The sequence below is a fragment of the Enterococcus sp. RTP21361st1_A6_RTP21361_211029 genome, assembly GCF_040910045.1.
In the GTDB taxonomy this organism is placed as follows: domain Bacteria; phylum Bacillota; class Bacilli; order Lactobacillales; family Enterococcaceae; genus Enterococcus_D; species Enterococcus_D gallinarum.
On sequence record NZ_JBDGBK010000086.1, the window covers coordinates 1 to 14610 of the forward strand.

A 14610-nucleotide genomic window follows, 5' to 3' on the forward strand; every position below is an offset into this window, starting at 1 on the left:
CATTCGTTTTCATAAATCTATTATAAAAGAAAAGACTGTAGACATCATCCATAAAATGGACTTTGTCTACAGTCTGGCCAGATCAATTTTGATCTGGCTTTTTTTTGTTTGTTTGGCAGCAACACTGAAATAATCGACCTACTGTTCGTAATGATAAAAATCATGGTCGTGGTAATAAGTTTGGTTTCTCTTTCGTTCTGCTTGGCGGAATTTCTTTTCATCCCATAGCATGAACCACAGCATCATCAAAGGGCAAAAAATCAGAACTGCACTGAGTACGCCAAAATAACCAATAATGATCCCTGTTAACAACACCCACAAAATAAAACCAAATCGACGAACTGCTTTCATTATTTTCACTCCTTATAAAAATGCGAACTTATGTTTGTAAAACTATTATACGAATGCTTGTTCGGTTTGTAAAGAGGAAATAAAAAAAAATCTTCGAAGGTTCGAAGATTTAAGGAATCGATTAAAGTAAGTGACGGTAGAGACCAACGACTAAGCCTAAAATCGTTACATCTGGCAAGATGATAGGTTCTAGGTAATCATTTTCCGGTTGCAAACGAATGTGATCCTGTTCTTTGAAAAATCTCTTACAGGTGGCTTCATCTTCATCCGTCATTGCAATGACAATGTCCCCGTTTTGAGCACTTTGCTGTTTGCGAACGATGACTTGATCACCGTCTAAGATTCCAGCGTTGATCATACTTTCACCGCGAATCGTCAACATGAACAAACTGCCGGTGCTATTTGCTAAATCAGGCGGTATCGGGAAAAAATCGGAGGCGTCTTCTACAGCTAAGATCGGTTCACCAGCCGTAACGACTCCTAGCATTGGGATCGAGTTTGGCTGCACATCGATTTTTTCTAATCCGGAGGAAGTCAATTCAATCGCTCTTGGTTTTGTTGGGTCGCGTAAAATCAAGCCTTTTTTTTCAAGCCTGGATAAATGTCCGTGGACGGTAGAAGTAGAGGATAGCTGAACGGCTTCGCCAATTTCGCGAACAGTCGGCGGATAGCCTTTTTCAGTGACTCGTGTATGAATAAACTTAAGAATCTCGATTTGTCGATTTTCTGTTCGTTTTGCCAAAACTGACACCTTCTTTCATTTGATAGTCTTAGTGTACCATAGGAGAAACGACAATTCAAACAAATGTTCGCTTTTTGTTGCTATTGTTTTTTTGTCAGGTTTTGTATAAGATAAAGTAGTGAAAAGGAGGTGTCGAAATGTTATCCAAAGAAAAATTAGCCCGCATTAATGAGCTAGCCAAAAAGAAAAAAGTGCAAGGTCTATCTGCTGATGAAACGATCGAACAGCAAAAGCTTCGCGAAGAATATTTACAAGCTTTTCGTGGAGGAATGCGACACCACATTGAAGGAATGAAAATCGTCGATCCTGAAGGACAAGATGTCACTCCAGACAAATTAAAAGAAATTCAAAAGAAAAAAGGATTGCATGGCAGATAAAGATGAATTCCTTTTCATTCCTATTGAAATCCTGAAAGAAATCCCGTATAATATGAGATGTAATAAAGGTAAAAAAAACCTAAATTAGGAGGAATTACCATTGTTTGATAAAATCGATCAATTAGGTGTCAACACCCTTCGTACATTGAGTATCGAAGCCGTACAAAAAGCAAATTCAGGTCATCCCGGTCTGCCAATGGGGGCAGCGCCAATGGCGTATGCCTTGTGGACCAAGCATTTGAAAGTTAATCCGACCACTTCTAGAAACTGGATCGACCGCGACCGGTTCGTCTTGTCTGCTGGACATGGTTCTGCTTTGCTTTACAGCTTACTGCATGTTTCAGGGTATCAAGTAACCACGGAAGACTTGAAAAATTTCCGTCAGTGGGGCAGCCGCACACCAGGACACCCAGAAGTTGGGCATACGGATGGTGTGGAAGCAACGACTGGTCCATTAGGACAAGGAATCGCAATGGCCGTCGGGATGGCGATGGCGGAAAAACATCTAGCGGCGACATACAACCGGGATGAATACAATGTGATCGACCACTATACGTATGCATTATGTGGCGACGGCGACTTGATGGAAGGTGTGTCTCAAGAGGCAGCTTCAATGGCTGGTCATATGAAGCTGGACAAATTGATCGTTTTATATGATTCCAATGATATCTCATTAGATGGACCTACTTCAAAAGCATTCACAGAAAACGTTGGTGCCCGTTTTGAAGCTTACGGTTGGCAACATTTGTTGGTCAAAGACGGCAATGACTTAGAGGCAATCTCACAAGCCATTGAAGCAGCTAAAGCTGAAACAGAGAAACCGACATTGATCGAAATCAAAACAGTCATCGGTTACGGTGCCCCAAATCAAGGAACCTCTGCTGTCCATGGTGCTCCATTAGGTGCGGAAGGTATTTCAGCCGCTAAAGCAATCTATGGCTGGGAGTATCCTGAATTCACCGTGCCAGAAGAAGTAGCGGCTCGTTTCAAAGAAACGATGATCGATGAAGGCCAAAAAGCCGAAGCGGAGTGGAACGAGAAATTCGCTGCTTACAAAGCGGCTTATCCAGAATTAGCTGCGCAGTTCGAACAAGCAGTGGCTGGCGAACTACCAGCAGATTGGGATGCAGAACTGCCAACTTATGAAGTAGGCAGCTCACAAGCGAGTCGTGTTTCCAGTAAAGAAATGATCCAAGCTCTTTCAAAAGCTATCCCAAGCCTATGGGGAGGATCGGCCGATCTATCCGGATCCAATAATACGATGGTCGCAGCGGAAAAAGATTTTGAACCTGGTCAATATGAAGGCCGCAACATTTGGTTCGGTGTGCGGGAGTTTGCGATGGCCGCAGCCATGAACGGGATCCAACTTCATGGCGGTACACGCGTGTATGGCGGGACATTCTTCGTCTTTGTTGATTACTTGCGTCCAGCAGTTCGCTTGTCGGCTCTCCAACATGCGCCAGTTATCTATGTTCTGACCCATGATTCTGTGGCTGTTGGTGAAGACGGACCGACCCACGAACCAATTGAACAATTGGCGAGTGTACGCTGCATGCCAAACGTGCAAGTGATCCGACCAGCAGATGGCAACGAAACTCGGGCAGCTTGGAAGATCGCCTTGCAAACGATGAATAAACCAACGGTCTTAGTGTTGAGCCGTCAAAACCTGCCAGTGTTAGCAGGGACGCTAAGTGGTGTCGAAGAAAACGTGGCTAAAGGTGGCTATGTCCTTTCAAAACAAACCGGTGAGACACCAGAAGGCATCTTGATCGCTACTGGTTCAGAAGTGAATCTAGCGGTAGAAGCGCAAGCCAAACTCGCAGAAGCTGGAGTGGATGTGTCTGTCGTATCACTGCCAAGCTTTGATTTGTTTGAAGCACAGTCAGAAGAGTACAAGGAGAGTGTCTTGCCGAAAGCCGTGAAAAAACGGGTTGCCATCGAAGCAGCTTCCCCATTTGGTTGGGATCGTTACCTAGGCTGCAAAGGCAAAGTCATCGCCATTGATCATTTTGGCGCTTCTGCTCCAGGAAACAAAGTATTGGAAGAGTTCGGCTTTACAGTCGAAAATGTGGTTGCCACTTTCCAATCGATCAAATAAGCGTAAGAAACAAGCGAAATCGCAGCTGATTTCGCTTGTTTTTTTAAAGTCTTTTCGTTTTTAGGTAGAACAAGATGTTTTTGCGAAAAGACTTTTAAAAAACTATTGAGTTGCTTAAGTTGCACAGAAAAAATTTTTTCCGTATAATGTCTATATTGTTGAATAGTATTGGGACGATGGAGGAAAAGAATGAAAAATTATCAAACCCGCAGTGAAAGACATATCCACCAACAAAAAGCAGTGATGCCACGACCAAGTAAACGAGCAGTGGTTTCTTTTATTGGGGCTGGATTAGCATTGTCACCAGCGGTGGTCACGCTACTTCCCGAACAGGTCCAAGCAAGTGAATATCAGACCACTAGTCAAGGAATCGCTAGTTTTATCGAACAGATTGGTTGGTCAGCACAAGACGTTGCGGCCAATAATGATCTTTATGCATCGGTGATGATCGCGCAAGCCATTTTGGAAAGTGGCTATGGCTCATCTACATTATCCAATGCGCCTTACTACAATCTTTTTGGGGTCAAAGGATCATATAACGGGCAATCTGTCTATTTGCCTACAGATGAGTATATCAATGGACAATGGGTCGTAATGAATGAACCATTCCGCCAATATAATTCCTACTGGGAGTCTTTTCAAGATCACGCCAACGTTTTAAGAAGTACAAGCTTCACTTCAGGTAAAGCACATTATAGTGGGGTCTGGAAAAGTCAAACGACTTCTTTTTACGATGCGACCAGCTATCTGACAGGACGCTATGCCACTGATCCAGGTTACGCACAAAAATTAAACTGGCTGATTGAAACGTATCAACTAACTCGTTTTGATACACCAAGTACTGGTGCCACAACGACTTCTGTAACGACAACGACAACGCAATCCACATCGACGACAACAACGACACAAAGTACGGGACAAAGTTATGTCGTAGCATCTGGCGACAGTCTTTGGGATATTGCTTCACGTTTTGGAACAACGGTGGATCAAATCATGGCTGCCAATGGATTAAGCAGTGACTTGATCGTCGTAGGACAGGAATTGATCGTTTGATTTTCGCTATTTATTAGCTAAACGCCAAATGAAATTTCACAAAAACTTTTGTTTTTGTTCTCTTTTAGTAACTAAAAGAAGCAAAGCAAAAGTTTTTTTCTTTGTGAAAAAAACATAAATATTTGGAAAACGCTAACTTTTTGTTCGCAAGTCTGCCGTTTTTTGGGTAGAATAGGAATATGAACTGGAGGGATTGCAAATGACAAAGATTTATCAATCTGTTACCGAGCTAGTTGGGCATACGCCCATCGTCAAATTAAACAAGGTGGTTGGAGAGGATTCCGCTGATGTCTACGTTAAACTTGAGTTTTATAATCCAGGGAGCAGCGTGAAGGACCGGATCGCTTTGGCTATGATCGAAAAAGCCGAAAAAGACGGCTCTTTGAAAGCAGGCAATACGATCGTGGAACCAACTTCCGGTAATACTGGGATCGGCTTGGCGATGATCGGTGCAGCGAAAGGGTACCGAGTGGTGATCGTGATGCCTGAGACCATGAGTATCGAACGGCGCAAGCTGATGCAAGCCTATGGTGCTGAATTGATTTTGACACCAGGCTCAGAAGGAATCACAGGTTCAATCAATAAAGCCAAGGAATTGGCTGAACAAGAGGGCTATTTTATGCCGCTGCAATTTGAAAATCCGGCAAATCCCGAGATTCACGAGAAAACAACTGGGAAAGAAATAGAGAATGCCTTTGAATCAAAAGGATTAGATGCCTTTGTCGCTGGTATCGGTACAGGCGGCACGATCACTGGTGCGGGTCGAGAATTAAAACGAGTGTATCCAGACTTAAAAATCTATGGCGTTGAACCGGCAGAATCGGCTATCTTAGAAGGCGGACAACCTGGTCCTCACAAAATCCAAGGAATTGGAACCGGCTTTGTACCTAAAGTTCTTGATACAGAGATCTTTGATCAAGCAATTGCCGTATCAAGTGAAGATGCGATGGCAACAGCGAGAGAAGTCGGCCGTAAAGAGGGCTTGCTCGTAGGTATTTCTTCTGGAGCAGCGATCCATGCAGCACTCAAAGTTGCCAAAGAACTGGGAAAAGGCAAAAAAGTCTTAGCGATCGTCCCGGACAATGGAGAACGCTATCTATCGACTGCTTTATATCAAGTGGAAGAATAACAAGGAAAGCGGGCATTGGCAGAATGCCTGCTTTTTCTCCCCTTTTCTTAAGGACTGTGGAATTTTTCGTGTTTGTTTTGTGGTTGATTAAGAATTTTTAGAGAAAGCTGTTTGAATTTTTACCATCTACATAGTATGATATTACAGATAAGAGAATTGGAGGAACTCCTGTGAACACGATATATGATGAGGCAATCAAACAATTAAAACAAGAAAATATCCGTATCACTCCACAAAGGGTTGCGATACTTGAGTTTTTGGCTAGCCACGCATCACATCCTACCGCAGAAGAAATTTACCGAGCGATCGAAGTCCACTTTCCTGGTATTAGTGTAGCGACAGTCTACAATAATCTGCGACTGTTTACGGAGATCGGTTTTGTGAAAGAAATGAACTACGGCGATGCATCCAGTCGCTTTGACTTTAAGACAGAGCCGCATTATCATGCAATTTGTCAACGTTGCGGCAAGATTTCTGATTTTTACTATCCTGGATTGGAAGATGTCGAAATGGCCGCTTCCCAACTGACCGGATATAAAATCCAAAGCCATCGCTTAGAAGTATATGGATTGTGTCCAGAGTGTAAAGGAGAAGAGGAATGAAAATTATTTCAACGGATAAAGCACCGCAAGCAATTGGTCCTTATGTACAAGCACGGATTGCTAATGGTTTCTTGTTTGCTTCCGGACAAGTGCCGTTAGATCCTGTTACAGGAGAAGTTGTGGGAGCAACTATCGAAGTTCAGACACAGCAAGTTCTCAAAAATATCGAGGCAATTTTAACTGCCGCCGGTATTACACCAGATGAAATCGTCAAAACAACATGTTTCTTAAAAAACATGGATGATTTTGTTCCATTCAATAATACATACAGCACACTTTTTCATGAACATTTGCCTGCACGTTCAGCAGTTGAAGTGGCCCGTTTACCAAAGGATGTATTGGTGGAAGTAGAGATCATTGCTGTGGTGGCACAATAAAGGAGTCAATGGGACGGTCGTATATATGCGCAGTCCCATTTTTGTTGAGAATGGATTTTATTCTTGATGATGCCAAAATAAAATTGAAAATGGTTTTTATGTAACGATGGGAAAAGAGGACAATAAGATGATTTCTTTACAAGAATATTTAGCCCAGGGGCAAACAACTGTCTCCAATCTGCTTTTGGAAAACTATCATAGCCTTGGTTTAACCAATGATGAATTTGTATTATGGCTTCAGTTGTATCGTTACCACGAACAAGGCAATGATTTTCCAGATTTAGCGATGATTGCTAAAGGGATGGGAAGTGAGCAAAAAGAAATCTATAAATGGTTGAATGAGCTATTGAATAAACAGATCATCGCCATCGAATCCAAGAAAGATTCAGCAGGGAAGATGGTGGATTACTATGAGTTTTCTGGAATCTATGAACGACTGGAAGTTTGTTTGCGGCAAAAAAATCAGCAGGAGGAAAAGCAGAGCTATGATTCAAAAGTACGTTCGCTTTATCAAATGTTTGAGTCCGAATTTGGCCGTCCGCTTTCAGCAATCGAATACCAGCGAATATCACAATGGCTGGAAGAAGATAAATACCAGCCGGATTTGATTCAATTTGCGTTACGTGAGGCGGTTTTGAATCAAGCCTACAGTTTGAATTATATTGATCGCATTTTACTTTCTTGGGAACGGAAAAATATTACCTCGAAAGAACAAGTAGAAGAAGAACAAAAACGCCGTAAAAAACAGTTTATGCAGAAAGAAAATTTGGAACAAACGAATGGACCGGTTCCTAAGATTCCTATGCATAATTGGTTAGAAGGGGAATAAAGGAGAGTTGCCATGATCAGTAAAGCAAAAACTATGATCGCATTGGAACAAATGTACCAAATGTTCCCCGACGCTCACGGAGAACTGATTTCCAAAAATCCGTTTGAACTGTTGATTGCTGTGATTTTAAGTGCTCAGGCTACGGATGTGTCGGTCAATAAAGTGACCCCCACACTATTTGCTGCCTATCCGACACCTGAGGCCTTGGCAGCAGCTCCTGTTGAGGAAATCATTGAGAAAATACGGACGATCGGTCTTTATCGCAACAAAGCAAAAAATATCAAGGCTTGTGCGTCCCAGCTTATCGAACGATTCAATGGCCAAGTACCTAGAACCCGCGAGGAATTAGTGTCATTACCGGGGGTCGGAAGAAAAACAGCCAACGTTGTTTTGGGCGATGCGTTTGGTATTCCGGCAATCGCTGTGGATACCCACGTCGAACGAGTAACCAAGCGCTTACGGATTTGCCGATTAGATGCAAATGTCTTAGAAGTAGAACAAACATTGATGAAAAAAGTGCCAGAAGATCTTTGGGTCAAAACACATCACACACTGATTTTCTTTGGACGATACCATTGCACAGCTAGAGCGCCAAAATGTGAAGTTTGCCCATTATTGACAATGTGCCAAGAAGGACAACTGCGGATGCGCGCAAAAAAAGTTCAGCCACCTCAATGAGAGGCGGCTGAACTTTTTTTTATTCAGGATTTGTTTCATTTGTCCCTGGAGTAGTCGACGAAGATGATGGCGTCGAACTTGACTCCGAAGAAGACGATGGTGTGCTTTCACTTTCTGACGGTGGCGGTGTAGATTGTGAGCTTTCAGAAGAAGATTCAACTGGTGGAATCGATTCTTCCGTTGAACTGCTAGATTCAACGATTTCAGAACTGCTTTCTGGTGTTGATTCAGGAAGCGAAGAAGAGCTGATCGTTGATCTTGTGCTAGAACTTGGTTGCTGGTAAGTCCCTTTGATGTAAAGCTCATTGCCGATCCGGGTCAAATCTGCGGGCATTTTCCAGTCGCGGTTCTCAACAGAGGCTGAGACAAATTGCATCAATTCCCGATAAACATCTGAGGCAACATGAGTACTGCTGTCTGTGATCGGCGTCATTTTATCATTATACCCTGTCCAAACAGCTAAAGAAAAGGATGGGGTATAACCTGCAAACGTGATATCCGGGTAAGCACCGTTTGACGTATCCAATTGAGCCAATTGATTGTCATCATAGTTGGAAGTCCCGGTTTTCCCAGCTTGGTAAAGTCCATCGATTTGGGCATTGGTTCCTGTTCCGACAGAAATCACGTCTTTCAGAATATCGGTGACCATATAGGCTGTCGTATCATCCATCGCTTTTTGACCTTCCACTTTGAAGGAGTCTTCATCAACTGTTCCATCTTGCGAAACGATCTTATTGACATATTGCGGCTCGTAATAGGTTCCGCCATTTGAAAAGGCAGCATAAGCAGCAGCCATTTTCAAGCTAGAGATCCCATACTTGGTGCCATCGATTTCTGATGTGTTGCTGGAAATTGCATTGGACTGTTCAATGTTTTTGTATTCAATACCTAGGCCTTTCAAGAAGGAAGAAATATTGTCAGCACCTACTTCTTCAAAAAGCTTTGCTGCTGGAACATTTCTCGATTGAGCCAGTGCTGTCCGCAAAGTGATATTTCCCATATATTGTCGATCCCAGTTGTAGATTGGTGTGTTCGTCCCCACGTAATTATAGGGTTCGTCCAAAATCATGCGGCCTGTTGAATTTTGTAAAAATTGGAAGGCTGGACCATAGTCTGTCAGTGGTTTAACGGTTGAGCCAAAGTCACGAGTGACGTTGACTGCTAAATTATTACCTAAGACAACATCGTCTTCCACATGACGAGCACCGATTTGCGCGACAACTTTACCACTATTAACATCTACCAGAGTAGCGGCTACTTGCATTTTATCATCTGGGAAATTGATGTATTCGTCACTATTAACGATGTCATACAATCGTTTTTGGGTATTGACATCAAGATTCGTATAGATGTCCAATCCATCCGTATAGACATCTTTGCCGGTTTTTGCTTTTACTTCATCAATCACTTCTTTAAAGTAATTGTCATAATATTTCCATTCGTTATTTCGTTGCGGATTTTTTTGCAATCCTTCTGAAATATCTTCGGCTTTGGCTGCTTCATATTCGTCTTTAGTGATTTTTTCATTCTCATACATGGTTAACAGAACAAGATCTCGTCGCTGTTTAGCTTTGTCTGGGTGAGCATATGGATCATAAGCAGAAGGGGCGTTTGGTAATCCAGCGATTAATGCTGTTTGAGCCAAATCTAGTTGATCCAATGTCTTGTTATAGAACTTCATGGCAGCTGTCTGCATCCCATAGACACCGTTAGACATGTACACTTTATTGATATAGTAGGTCAAGATTTCTTGTTTGGATTTTGTTTGTTCCAGTCTGACGGCCATCCAAGCTTCTTGCGCTTTTCTTCGCAACGTCTGATCTTCTGCACTAGTAGAGAAGAAGGATAGTTTGATCAATTGCTGTGTTAGGGTACTCCCACCTTGCATGCCACCAGTCGTCACGTTCGACAATGCCGATCCAATGATACGGATAGGGTCTACTCCAATATGTTGATAGAAACGACGATCCTCTACAGATACAATCGCATCTTCCAATTGCTGCGGAATTTCATTCGCAGTGATTTTTTCACGGGTCTCGCTACCAAAATCGAGGATCAGATCTCCGTTTGAGGCGTAGAACCTGGAGGAAGCAGCAGAATCGAGCTGTTTCTCATCTAATGGTGGTGCATCTTTAGCGTACCACCAAAAAAGTCCCATCCCTGATAAGAGACCGAGACATCCTAAAAAGAAGAGCCCCATAAAGGTACGAAGTAAAATACTGCCAATCGTTCGTTTTCCTTTCGGCTTTTTTTGTTTGGGGCCTTTATATGCAGCCGCCGCTTTCTTAGAATCATGTCGAGAAGCTCTCGATTGCGATTCTTTCGCCATACTAATCATTCTCCTTCATTGACAAAAATTGATCTACTGCTTTTAAATAAGGAATACGCGGAGCGATTCCTGGGATGATCTCAATGCCGTTTTTCTCTATATAGGCAAGAGGCAGCGATTTTTTACCTGTTGTTTTTTGTTGATGCCACTCTGTGATCAAGTTGCTGCTCGTCAAAAAAAAGCAGCGTTGCAAGCTTGAGAACCATAACAAGACAAAGCAGACTCCTTGCTGCGTCAGACAGTTTTCCATATGCTGAATCTGATGCTCATGAAAATTTTTGAAGGGGAAAGAGGTTTTGTTCTGTGTCTCTTTGGCTTCAAAATCCAAGTAATATCCGCGATAAACACCATTATAGTCCGTGGTAGAGGCTTCTCGGAAGTAAGCTTCTTTAATCACAGCTGCACTGCGGCGGGGATAATCCACCTTAACGATCTGAACAGGTGTAGGTTTTTTATGAATGACTGCTGCTTGACGATTCAAATAATAGGCATTGCTTTGATTAATTGCTTCTTCAAAACGCATTCCGCGGTTCGCGAAAGTTTTTGGCCGAGCTATTTTTTCTTGCAATTTTTGTTTTTTACCGCCATCATAAGCAGAAGACTGACCGTTAGGGTATCGAATGACCATGTTATTCACACTCCTAGGCATCATTATACCAAAAAGACGTTTGGAAAGAAAAGAGATGACTGCTTAAACAATGAAAACCTTATATTTTACCGGCTACCGCAGCTTTGAACTTGGTGTATTTCAAGAAAAAGATCCTAAAATCAAAATTATTAAGAAAGTAATAAAAATGTCTTTACTTTCTTACATTGAACAAGGACTGGAATGGGTGCTGATCAGTGGCAATCTAGGAGCAGAAATATGGTGTGCAGAAGTGGTGGAGCTTTTGCAAAAAGACTATCCAGAAATCAAACTAGGGATCATTTATCCGTTTCAAGGATTTGGTGAAAACTGGAATGAAGCGAACCAGCAAATGTTGCAACGAGTGCAAATGAGCGCTGATTATGTGAATGCCACTAGCCATCAACCCTACAAAGAACCAAGCCAATTAAGAAATCATACCCAGTTTCTATTGGAACACACAGATGGTGCGTTGCTGCTTTATGATGAAGAATTCCCTGGAAAAACCAGCTTTTTTTTGAAAGATGCGAAGAAATATCGGGAGGATCATCCTTACGAGGTCGATCAAATTACAATGGATGATCTGCAAAACGCAACATTTGATAGTAATTTACTTTGATTTCTGAGAGTTTTTTGATAGAATGGTCTAGAAAGTGAAAATCATTTGGAAAAATCAATGAGGTGTAAATAATGGCAAATCTAATTTTTAGTCCCAAGGATATTCTTCAACAAGAATTTAAAACAAAAATGCGCGGCTATGATCCAGTGGAAGTCGATGAATTTTTAGACAATATCATCAAAGACTACGAGAGCTACAACAAAGAGATTTTAGCATTGCAAGAAGAAAACGATCGTTTGAATGCAAAAATCGATCAACTTTCTAAGAACCAAGCGATTGCATCACGGGTCCAACAAGAAGCGCCAAAAAGTCAAACAGTGACAAATTTTGATATTTTGAAACGTTTGTCTAATTTGGAAAAAGAAGTTTTTGGCAAAAAATTGGATCAAGAAGAACCAGTTACACGTTCCTCTTCATACAACAGCAACTACACAAATGCTGATTTTGAAGACGATAACGAAAAAACACGTCAATTCTAATCAATTTGATTGCTGTGGTTTTCGGGTAATTGCGGCATAACTTTGATTATGCTGAGGAAAGTCCATGCTCGCACAAGCTGAGATGCTTGTAGTGATCGTGCCTAGCGAAACAATAAGCTAGGGTACTTGAAAGAGTAACGGCAGGAAAAATGGCTAAGGCGCGAGCTATGCCAAAGTATCCTTGAAAGTGCCACAGTGACGAAGCAAGACGGGAAACCGTCTTGGTGGAACGCGGTAAACCCCTCGAGCGAGCAACCCAAACAATGGTAGGGGCGCTTTTTGCACGGAAATGAACGGAGCAAAAAGGCAAGTAATTGCAGATAGATAATTACCCAACGTTTTCTTCTCCCTGAGGAAGACGTGGACAGAACATGGCTTATAGAAAATCACAGCAGATCAGGGAATCCTTCCAGCAACGGAAGGTTTTTTTATATCAAGAAGGAGAAATCTATGACAGAAAAAGTATTTGATTGTGTCGCAACCGCTGCTAGTGGGTTAGAAGCGCTAGTTGGTAAGGAGTTGCGAGATTTAGGCATTGAATGCCAAGTAGAAAATGGACGGGCTCGTTTCAAAGGAACGTTGGAGACCATTGCAACCGCCAATCTCTGGTTACGCACAGCTGACCGCATTAAGATTGTGGTGGGAGAATTTGATGTATACACCTTTGATGAATTATTTGAGCAAGTCAAAGCATTACCTTGGGAAGACTTTCTGCCGCTAGACGCAGAGTTTCCTGTGGCAGGTAAATCGATCAAATCGAAGTTATTCAGTGTGCCTGATTGTCAGGCAATCACAAAAAAAGCGATCGTTAATCGATTACGGGAAGTTTATCATCGCCCTGCAAGTGTTCCTTTAACTGAAAGTGGTGCTTTCTTTCAGTTGGAAGTTGCTTTGTTGAAAGATCATGCCATGATCACACTCGATACGACAGGACCGAGTTTGTTCAAACGTGGCTATCGACTAGAAAAAGGGGGCGCACCCTTAAAAGAAAATATGGCTGCAGCATTAGTCATGTTGACCAACTGGCGCAAAGACCGACCGTTTGTTGATCCTGTATGCGGTTCCGGTACACTGTGCATCGAAGCAGCACTGATCGGACATAATATTGCCCCTGGATTCAATCGCTCCTTTGTCTGTGAGACATGGGATTGGGTTCCAGCTGAAGTATTTGAGACTGTAAGAGCTCAGGCAGACGAAGCAGCCGATTACGATAGCCAACTGGACATTATGGGCTCAGATATCAATGGACGGATGATCGAAATCGCCAAAGCAAACGCGGAAGAGATTGGTCTAGGTGATTCCATCACCTTCAAACAACAAGCAGTCAAAGATTTTAAAACAGACAAAGAATACGGCGTGATCGTTGCCAACCCACCATATGGGGAACGTTTAGGAGAAGAAGAGACGGTACAGCGCTTGTACCGTGAAATGGGCGAAGTCTTTCGACCATTAAAAACTTGGAGCAAATACATTTTGACCAGTGACCTTACATTTGAGACCCACTATGGTGAAAAAGCAACCAAGAAGCGCAAACTATATAATGGTGCGTTGCGTACGGATTTCTTCCAGTATTGGGGCAGTCGCCCACCGCGTAAAAAGGAGACGGTTGAATGAAAGAACAAGAATTTCTAAAAGAATTAAAAGAGCTCGATTTGCTGTCACAAGCAATGGGAATCCTTGGTTGGGATACTCAGACGGGAATGCCTGAAAAGGCCAGCGAATATCGCAGTGAAGTTGACAGCTACTTGTATGGCTTGTATTTCGAAAAGAAAGTCGGACCAACGATCCAAGAAGCCATTACTTATTTTGGTCAGCACCCTGATGAATTATCTGAAGTTGGTCAAGCAGCTTATCAGCTGGTGAAAGAAGAATATGAGCTGCAAAAAAATGTTCCTAATGAATTAGCGATCGCAGCTTCTGCTGCTACTTCTAGAGCTCATACTGCTTGGACGCAAGCCCGCAAAGCGAAAGATTTCTCTTTATTCAAGGAAGCATTAGCTGAGAATATCCATTTGACAAAAGAGCTGATCCCTTATTGGAAAAAAGAGGAACGGACAAATTATGATGTTCTTTTGAATCAATATGAACCGAACATGACCGTTGAAATCTTGGATAATGTGTTTTCACAAGTTCGTGATGGAATCATGGATATTCGTCGCCAGTTAGAAAAAGGTACTCCACCAGATACAACGATCTTATCTCGTGAAATGACAGAGGCGCAACAGCGGAAATTCATCTCGAAAGTCATCACAGACTTAGGGTATGATTTTTCTCGCGGGCGGTTGGACAATACGGTGCATCCTTTTGCGACCGGCATTAACC

15 protein-coding genes, 1 other RNA gene and 1 pseudogene are annotated in these 14610 nt (G+C 42.5%); 13 read left to right on the forward strand and 4 right to left on the reverse strand.

Features of this window, described 5'->3' with window-relative positions:
* Window positions 1-138 precede the first annotated feature (138 nt).
* Both AB5Z52_RS13230 and lexA read right to left on the reverse strand, forming a co-directional pair.
* The gene (locus AB5Z52_RS13230) at window positions 139-351 is read right to left on the reverse strand and encodes a hypothetical protein (RefSeq protein WP_003126653.1); all 213 of its coding nucleotides are present in this window, start codon (window positions 349-351) and stop codon (window positions 139-141) included.
* Window positions 352-472: 121 nt separating this feature from the next.
* Window positions 473-1102, reverse strand: coding sequence for a transcriptional repressor LexA (gene lexA / locus AB5Z52_RS13235; protein WP_086269194.1), 630 nt, complete (start codon window positions 1100-1102; stop codon window positions 473-475).
* Window positions 1103-1230: 128 nt separating this feature from the next.
* On the opposite strand from lexA, the gene AB5Z52_RS13240 reads away from it, so the two are divergent.
* From AB5Z52_RS13240 to nth, 8 genes are all read left to right on the forward strand, one after another.
* Window positions 1231-1470: a DUF896 family protein gene (locus AB5Z52_RS13240; RefSeq protein WP_003126651.1), complete on the forward strand. Its 240-nt coding sequence runs from the start codon at window positions 1231-1233 to the stop codon at window positions 1468-1470.
* A 100-nt stretch (window positions 1471-1570) separates the two neighbouring features.
* Window positions 1571-3568 carry a transketolase gene (gene tkt / locus AB5Z52_RS13245; RefSeq protein ID WP_288551417.1) on the forward strand — a complete coding sequence of 666 codons (1998 nt, stop codon included), beginning with the start codon at window positions 1571-1573 and terminating at the stop codon, window positions 3566-3568.
* A 189-nt stretch (window positions 3569-3757) separates the two neighbouring features.
* Window positions 3758-4621: a glucosaminidase domain-containing protein gene (locus AB5Z52_RS13250; RefSeq protein ID WP_005473214.1), complete on the forward strand. Its 864-nt coding sequence runs from the start codon at window positions 3758-3760 to the stop codon at window positions 4619-4621.
* Between the two features lie 199 nt (window positions 4622-4820).
* The gene (cysK, locus tag AB5Z52_RS13255) at window positions 4821-5750 is read left to right on the forward strand and encodes a cysteine synthase A (protein ID WP_003126647.1); all 930 of its coding nucleotides are present in this window, start codon (window positions 4821-4823) and stop codon (window positions 5748-5750) included.
* Window positions 5751-5920: 170 nt separating this feature from the next.
* Window positions 5921-6352 carry a Fur family transcriptional regulator gene (locus AB5Z52_RS13260; RefSeq protein WP_003126646.1) on the forward strand — a complete coding sequence of 144 codons (432 nt, stop codon included), beginning with the start codon at window positions 5921-5923 and terminating at the stop codon, window positions 6350-6352.
* Entirely contained in the window at window positions 6349-6729 is a 381-nt protein-coding gene (locus AB5Z52_RS13265) for a RidA family protein (RefSeq protein WP_003126645.1), read from the forward strand. The genes AB5Z52_RS13260 and AB5Z52_RS13265 overlap by 4 nt, the downstream gene beginning before the upstream one ends.
* Window positions 6730-6856: 127 nt before the next feature.
* On the forward strand, window positions 6857-7558 hold the full coding sequence (locus AB5Z52_RS13270; protein WP_003126644.1) for a DnaD domain protein: 702 nt from the start codon (window positions 6857-6859) through the stop codon (window positions 7556-7558).
* Between the two features lie 12 nt (window positions 7559-7570).
* The gene (gene nth / locus AB5Z52_RS13275; protein WP_003126643.1) at window positions 7571-8236 is read left to right on the forward strand and encodes an endonuclease III; all 666 of its coding nucleotides are present in this window, start codon (window positions 7571-7573) and stop codon (window positions 8234-8236) included.
* Window positions 8237-8255: 19 nt separating this feature from the next.
* Here nth and AB5Z52_RS13280 read toward each other — a convergent pair whose 3' ends face one another.
* Both AB5Z52_RS13280 and recU read right to left on the reverse strand, forming a co-directional pair.
* The gene (locus AB5Z52_RS13280; RefSeq protein ID WP_029486830.1) at window positions 8256-10565 is read right to left on the reverse strand and encodes a PBP1A family penicillin-binding protein; all 2310 of its coding nucleotides are present in this window, start codon (window positions 10563-10565) and stop codon (window positions 8256-8258) included.
* Between the two features lies 1 nt (window position 10566).
* Window positions 10567-11193, reverse strand: a complete 627-nt coding sequence (recU, locus tag AB5Z52_RS13285) for a Holliday junction resolvase RecU (RefSeq protein WP_005473207.1) — start codon at window positions 11191-11193, stop codon at window positions 10567-10569.
* Window positions 11194-11263: 70 nt separating this feature from the next.
* Here recU and AB5Z52_RS13290 point away from each other — a divergent pair, with 70 nt between their 5' ends.
* The 5 genes and pseudogenes from AB5Z52_RS13290 to AB5Z52_RS13310 form a co-directional block, all read left to right on the forward strand.
* Entirely contained in the window at window positions 11264-11809 is a 546-nt protein-coding gene (locus tag AB5Z52_RS13290; protein ID WP_368243584.1) for a DUF1273 domain-containing protein, read from the forward strand.
* Window positions 11810-11880: 71 nt separating this feature from the next.
* Window positions 11881-12288, forward strand: a complete 408-nt coding sequence (gene gpsB / locus AB5Z52_RS13295) for a cell division regulator GpsB (protein ID WP_029486829.1) — start codon at window positions 11881-11883, stop codon at window positions 12286-12288.
* 17 nt (window positions 12289-12305) lie between these two features.
* Window positions 12306-12672: RNase P RNA component class B (gene rnpB, locus AB5Z52_RS13300), an RNA gene on the forward strand.
* A gap of 66 nt (window positions 12673-12738) precedes the next feature.
* A complete protein-coding gene (locus tag AB5Z52_RS13305; protein WP_003126638.1) occupies window positions 12739-13902 on the forward strand; it encodes a class I SAM-dependent RNA methyltransferase in 1164 nt (387 codons plus the stop codon).
* A pseudogene (locus tag AB5Z52_RS13310) lies at window positions 13899-14610 on the forward strand (carboxypeptidase M32); the annotation flags it as partial. The gene AB5Z52_RS13305 and the pseudogene AB5Z52_RS13310, both read left to right, overlap by 4 nt.